We start from the raw sequence: 6000 nt of genomic DNA, 5'->3' as shown, positions 1-6000 counted from the left end.
GAGCCAGTCGATGATTGCCTCGTCCCAGTCGTCGCCGCCGAGGTCGTTGTCACCGTTGGTCGCGACGACCTCGTAGACGCCGCCGCCGAGATCGAGAATAGAGACGTCGAACGTCCCGCCGCCGAGGTCGTAGACGAGAACGGTCTGGTCGGAATCGTCGTCGAGGCCGTAGGCCATCGACGCGGCCGTCGGCTCGTTGATGATGCGCTCGACCTCGAAGCCGGCGATCTCGCCGGCGTCCTTGGTCGCCTGGCGCTGTCGGTCCGAGAAGTACGCCGGGACCGTGATGACGGCCTTCTCGATCTCGTCGCCCAGATAGTCCTCGGCGTCGCGCTTGATCTTCTGGAGGATCATCGCCGAGATCTGTTCGGGCGTGTACTCCTCGTCCTCGATCTCGACGGTGTAATCCTCTTCGCCGATGTGGCGCTTGATCGACTGAATCGTCTTTTCGGGGTTCTGAACGGCCTGATTCTTCGCCGGTTTCCCGACGAGTCGCTCGTCGTCGGTAAAGCCGACGACGGAGGGCGTCGTCCGTTCGCCTTCGGAGTTGACGATGATCTCCGGATCGCCGCCTTCCATCACCGCGAAGGCGCTGTTCGTCGTCCCCAGGTCGATTCCGAGAATTTTGTTGCTCGCCATCGTGGGCGGCTATTGTGCGCACTTTGTTTTAAAGGTTACTAGGGAATATCGGGGGCCGAATAAAATTCTCCGATCGGGCCGTAGAAGCCACTTTAACGGCACAAAATACGACCTTGTGAACTTGTCACGAAGTCGAAAAACGGCCGATAATCGACGCGAAATTGTCGAGAGAAATGGCAGATTTCTATCCAGTCTGGGACCTTACTCCGAGTCGGCGGTCGCTTCGTCGTCGGCCTCCGTCTGACCGTCCTCGTCTGCGACCTCGCCGCCGAGCTCGATCGCGCCCTCGCTCTCGTCGTCCGATTCGTCCCCGTCGGAATCGGCCGTCGATCCGTCGTCCGCAGCCTCGTCGCTTTCGTCCGTCGCGTCGTCCTCGCCGTCTTCGGCCTCGAGTTGGCCGTTGGAAACGGTCACCTGCGCGTTCTGGATGACTTTGTCACCCATCTCGTAGCCGGGCGTGTAGACGTCGGCGACGGTCCCTTCGGGCTGGGCGCTGTCGACCTGCATCATGACCTCGTGGCGCTGCGGATCGGTCTCGGTGCCGGGGTCGGGATCGATCTCCGAGACGTTCTCGTCCTCGAGGATTCGGTCGAACTCCCGGAGGGTCATCTCGACGCCCTCGCGGAGGCTGTCGGCGTCGTCGCTGTCCTCCTCGAGGGCGCGTTTCAGGTTGTCCCGGACGCCGAGCAGTCGCTCGACGAGGTCCTCGGTCGCGCGGTCCTTGATCTGCTCCTGGCGCTTCTTGGCCCGTTTCTTGTAGTTCTGGAAGTCGGCCTGTTTGCGTTTCAGCCGGCTCTTCAGGTCCTCGACCTCGTCCTCGGCCTCCTCGAGTCGCTGCTCTCTGGCCTCGAGTTCGTCCTGGAGGTCCTCGATCGTGGCGGCCTGTTCCTCGACGCGCTCGGTCAGGTCCTCGAGTTCCTCGCGCTGGTCGGAGACGGTCCCGTTCAGGTCCCGGGCCTCCTCGACGATCGCGTTGACCTTGTGCGCGAGTTCGTCGTCGTACTCCGTGACCTGATCGAGGAGTTGCTGGACGTCGTCGCTCGTTTCGGGTCGCGGCGCCGTCTCGCCGTTTTCGTCCGCGCTCGATTCGTCTCCCGCGCGTTCCTCCGAGTCCTCGTCGGCGGCCGACGAGTCGGTCTCCGGCGCGTCGGCGTCGACGGCCGATTCGTCGGCGTCGGTCGTCGGTACGCTCTCGTCCGAATCGGCGTCGCCGGAGTGGTCCTCGGACGGGACACCCTGGGCGGTAGCGTCCGTGCCCTCGTCTTCGCTCATGTGGCTGTCAACGAACAGCGGTAATAAAAGGGTTGAGGTACGGTGATCGTCGTTCCGCCCGTCGCCAGTCCGACAGTATTTGGTCGTTCGGCCGCGAGTAGGGACCGTGACGCGGCCCCAGAACGACCGTCCGGAGTCGCCGCCGATCGCGCTCCGGTACGAGGACGGCACCGTTCGGATCGACGACCTCGAGAGCGACGCCCTCGACGCCGTCCGCGAGGCGGTCCCCGATCTCGCGGCCGATCCGCGCACCGACGGGCGGCGCGTCCCCGCGTTTCGCTACGCCGATCTCCGTGTGGCGCTGACGGACGCAACCGCAAATGCCGATCGAATCGACGACAGGGTGCTCGACCTCGAGTCCCTTCCGGACCTCCACTCGGCGTACGAACTCCGCGAGTATCAACGCGAGGCGCTGTCGGCGTGGCTCGAGACCGACCGCTGGGCGGACAGGGCCGTCGATACCGGCCGCTCCATGCCAGACCGTGCGCCCGCGGGCGTCCTCGAACTCCCGACGGGCAGCGGCAAGACGGTCATCGCGTTGAAGGCGATCGAGCGCCTCTCGGTGCCGACGCTCGTCGTCGTGCCGACGATCGATCTGCTCGAGCAGTGGCAGCGGGAACTCGAGCGGGAGTTCGATCGGCCGATCGGACGCTTCGGCGGCGGCGAGCAGCGCCTCGAGCCGATCACGGTCTCGACGTACGACTCGGCGTACCTCAAAGCCGACTCGGTCGGCGACCGCTTCGGACTGGTCGTCTTCGACGAGGTCCACCACCTCGGCGGCGAGGGCTATCGCGAGATCGCGCGTCTGCTCGCGGTGCCCGCCCGCCTCGGGCTCACGGCGACGTTCGAACGCCCCGACGGCGCCCACGAGGTGATCGCGGAGATCGTCGGGCCGCTCGTCCACCGCGTCGATGTCGACGAACTGGCCGGCGACCATCTGGCGAACTACGACGTCAAGCGACTCGCGGTCGAACTGACGTCCGAGGAACGCGAGGAATACGAGCGCAAGCAGGAGGTGTTCACCGACTACCTCGCCCGATCGGGCATCGAGATGCGCAGCGGCTCGGACTACCAGGAACTGGTCAAGCGGTCGGGGTCGGACCCGGAGGCCCGAGAGGCCCTGCTCGCTCGCCAGCGCGCACGGGAGCTCATGTTCGGCAGCGCGGCCAAACTCGAGGCCCTCGAGGGGATCCTCGACGACCACCGCGGCGAGCGGACGATCGTCTTCACGGCTCACAACGACCTCGCGTACGACGTCAGCGAACGATTTCTGATCCCGACGATCACGCACCAGACCGGCGCCGCCGAGCGACGAGAGATCTTAGAGCGCTTTCGGGAGGGGACCTACACCCGAATCGCGACTTCGAACGTACTCGACGAGGGGGTTGACGTCCCCGACGCCTCGCTCGCGGTCGTCCTTTCGGGTAGCGGCAGCGAGCGGGAGTTCGTCCAGCGACTCGGCCGGATCCTTCGGCCGAAAGCGGACGGCGGTCGCGCGCTCCTCTACGAAGTCGTCGCCGAGGACACTGGTGAGGAACGGATCGCGAGACGGCGACGTAACTGACGGCCAGCGAGACGGAAAATACGTTCAGTCCGAAACCGAGCGGGGCTGTACTCGTTCGTGGTGGGAGGCGAGATAGCGGGCGACCTCGCGGTGCGTGTGGGAGCCGACGAGGTGCGTCTCGAGCGTCTGGTCCAGTTCCAGCGTTTCCCGACAGAGCGGACACTCGACCGGCGGTTCGTATGGCATTTGCTTACTCTCTGTCGGTTCGAGACAAATCGATACAGCATGCATACGCTCGTCCCTCATCCGTTTCGGCCGAAACGGCGCGAGCGGGTTCGTACTCGGTCCGTCGTTCGCCGCCGGACGGCTCAACCTCGAACTCCGGTTTCGGCGTCCGCCGACGCGGTCGCCCGAAGTTGTCCTCGGAGATACCGCTCGCCGCGCCGCGTCAGCCGATACTTGCCCCGTTCGACCTTTTCGACGAACCCGTGGTCAGCGAGTTCGATCAAGCGCCGGTTCACTTCCTTCCGGCTGAACCCGGTGTTGAAGGCGACGACCGCCGGCGTCAGCACGAGCTCAGTGCCGTGGAGCGCACCGAGGATCTCGTCGTCCATCGGCGTCATCCACTCGGCCGGCCGTCGGACCCGCGACGGTTCGCTCAACAGCACGCGCTCCCACTCCGTCGTTCGCACGTCGTTCGTCACGGGATCGTAGAGACCGTAGACGACCAGCAACGCGGCCGCGCCGTGAACCCAGTGGACCAGCTGCGGCGCCACCAACTCGACGATCGGGCCGCCGATCACGGCCAGCACCAGCCCGGCGACGGTGACGAGCACGAACCGACGGTACGCCGTCACCGACTCCTCGAGTGAGAGGAGGTACAGGAGCTCGAGGGTGACGACGACGCCGATCGCCAGGTTGTAGCCGACGACGGGGGTCAGTCCGTCCACGCGGCCTCACCTCCCGATCGATCGCGTCGGAGCTGCCGGTGTCGGAGTATCAGCAGGCCGATGAAAATCGCGACGATCGTGTTCGCCGCGCTTCGGAGAACGTCCAGGACCGGCGATGCCGGCTCGACGACGAGTAACATCGTGTGGTAAATCGTCAGCGCGACCATCCCGACCGAGAGAAGCGCGATCGCCGTTCCGAAGGGCGAATCCCGGAAGATTCCCCAGGACAGGAGCGCGAACACTCCGGCCCCGGTGCCGGCGATGATCGCGAACGGAATGCCGAGGAGGTGGACGGCAGAGTGGGTCACACTGCGGGCTTCAGTTTCGGCGGTCGTTAAGCTGCGGCATGGTATTTCATCGGTGCGACGATCGGGTCGATGCCGTCTCTAACGGGGGCGATAGCGGCCAGCAATGGCAGCGATCCTCGACGAACCTGTCGTCGGATCCGCGGTAATCGTCCATGAACCGCTCCTCACCGATCGGCCGTCCCGCGGTTCCCACCGCGAGTATCGATCCTCACCGTTCGGTCGGACCGCCGTGGTCTGTGGATAACAAAGCCGGTCGCCGGCGTCCCTTCGATCGCAATGGCACTAACTCAGATCGACCACGTCAGCGAGAACGAGAAGATGCAAGCGTGTATCGACAACTGCTTCGAAGCCGCACAGGCCTGCGAGTGGTGTGCCGACGAGTGCGCCGGCGAGGGCGAGGAGATGGCCGAGTGTCTCCGGCTCTGTCGGGACGTCGCCGACCTGACGACGATGCACGCGCGGTTCATGGCTCGCGACTCGAACTACAGCGCGGAACTCGCCGAGGCCTGCGCCGGCGCCTGCGAGGAGTGCGCCGAGGAGTGCGAGCGCCACGACGCCGAACACTGCCAGGTCTGTGCGGACGCCCTCCGTGACTGCGCGGAGACCTGCCGCGACATGGCGTCGACCTGATCGGCGTCGAGACGTGCACCAACGCAGCGAGCGCTGATCGCCCTATACCCCCGACGACTCCCGACGAGCGACTCCCGACCTCGACCCACGGATGGCCGCGACAACGGACCTGACCGCCGGCGGGAACGGACTGCTCGGCTGCTGGCTGATCGTGGCCCCAGTCGTCTTTCAGGTGCCGGCGATCGGGCGCTGGAACGACGTGCTCGTCGGAGCTACGGTCGTCCTCCTCGCCGGCTACAACTACGTCGGCGCCGGGAGACGGCCCGCGAGCACGACCGCCGCGGGGATCGTCGCAGTCCTCGGCTGCTGGCTCGTCGTCGCGCCGTTCGCGCTCGGTCTCGCGGGACCGGCGCTGTGGAGCGACGTCTTTTCCGGGACCGTGATAGCGGGCTTCGGTGGTCACGACGCGTACGTCGGGGCCGAATCGCGCCGCGAGCCGTTCGCGTAACGTCCGAATAGGGAAGCGCGGAGCGAAAGCGCCGACCGTCTCGCGATTCTGGCGAACGCGCGATCACGCGGGCGCCTCGAGCGACCGACGACTCAGTCTCTCGTCTGGGCGTGAGTCGGTCGCTCACCGCCGCCGCTCTCGGAAGGACTCGAGCGGTGGAGCCAGTAGAGGGCGGCGAAGACGGCGGTGGCGAGCACGTGTGGAACTAATAGCTCAATTCGATCGAAACTCGAGGCGGTCGGAGAGCCG

General features: G+C 65.9%; 8 protein-coding genes. 3 read left to right on the top strand and 5 right to left on the bottom strand.

All coding sequences use genetic code 11. The features are described 5' to 3' along the window. Positions 1-639 (bottom strand): Hsp70 family protein (locus C477_RS13650; protein ID WP_008895089.1); only part of this gene is annotated, 639 nt, incomplete at its 3' end. Positions 640-840: 201 nt separating this feature from the next. Further along, positions 841-1911 carry a nucleotide exchange factor GrpE gene (gene grpE, locus C477_RS13645; RefSeq protein WP_008895088.1) on the bottom strand — a complete coding sequence of 357 codons (1071 nt, stop codon included), beginning with the start codon at positions 1909-1911 and terminating at the stop codon, positions 841-843. Between the two features lie 106 nt (positions 1912-2017). On the opposite strand from grpE, the gene C477_RS13640 reads away from it, so the two are divergent. Next, complete coding sequence (locus tag C477_RS13640; RefSeq protein WP_008895087.1) at positions 2018-3475, top strand: DEAD/DEAH box helicase; 1458 nt, start codon at positions 2018-2020, stop codon at positions 3473-3475. A gap of 24 nt (positions 3476-3499) precedes the next feature. On the opposite strand, the gene C477_RS23570 is transcribed toward C477_RS13640, so the two are convergent. The 3 genes from C477_RS23570 to C477_RS13630 form a co-directional block, all read right to left on the bottom strand. Beyond that, positions 3500-3661 carry a hypothetical protein gene (locus C477_RS23570; protein WP_008895086.1) on the bottom strand — a complete coding sequence of 54 codons (162 nt, stop codon included), beginning with the start codon at positions 3659-3661 and terminating at the stop codon, positions 3500-3502. A 122-nt stretch (positions 3662-3783) separates the two neighbouring features. Beyond that, the gene (locus tag C477_RS13635) at positions 3784-4365 is read right to left on the bottom strand and encodes a hypothetical protein (protein WP_008895085.1); all 582 of its coding nucleotides are present in this window, start codon (positions 4363-4365) and stop codon (positions 3784-3786) included. After that, positions 4353-4673 (bottom strand): hypothetical protein, encoded by a 321-nt coding sequence (locus tag C477_RS13630; protein ID WP_008895084.1) that lies wholly within the window; start codon positions 4671-4673, stop codon positions 4353-4355. The genes C477_RS13635 and C477_RS13630 overlap by 13 nt, the downstream gene beginning before the upstream one ends. A gap of 276 nt (positions 4674-4949) precedes the next feature. Here C477_RS13630 and C477_RS13625 point away from each other — a divergent pair, with 276 nt between their 5' ends. Both C477_RS13625 and C477_RS13620 read left to right on the top strand, forming a co-directional pair. Further along, complete coding sequence (locus C477_RS13625; RefSeq protein ID WP_008895083.1) at positions 4950-5303, top strand: four-helix bundle copper-binding protein; 354 nt, start codon at positions 4950-4952, stop codon at positions 5301-5303. Positions 5304-5394: 91 nt separating this feature from the next. After that, on the top strand, positions 5395-5751 hold the full coding sequence (locus C477_RS13620) for an SPW repeat domain-containing protein (RefSeq protein WP_008895082.1): 357 nt from the start codon (positions 5395-5397) through the stop codon (positions 5749-5751). Positions 5752-6000 lie beyond the last annotated feature (249 nt).

Origin of the sequence: Haloterrigena salina JCM 13891, assembly GCF_000337495.1 — an archaeon.
GTDB lineage: Archaea > Halobacteriota > Halobacteria > Halobacteriales > Natrialbaceae > Haloterrigena > Haloterrigena salina.
The sequence above is the reverse complement of the archived record's forward strand: the minus strand, read 5'-3'. Positions and strand labels throughout refer to the sequence as shown.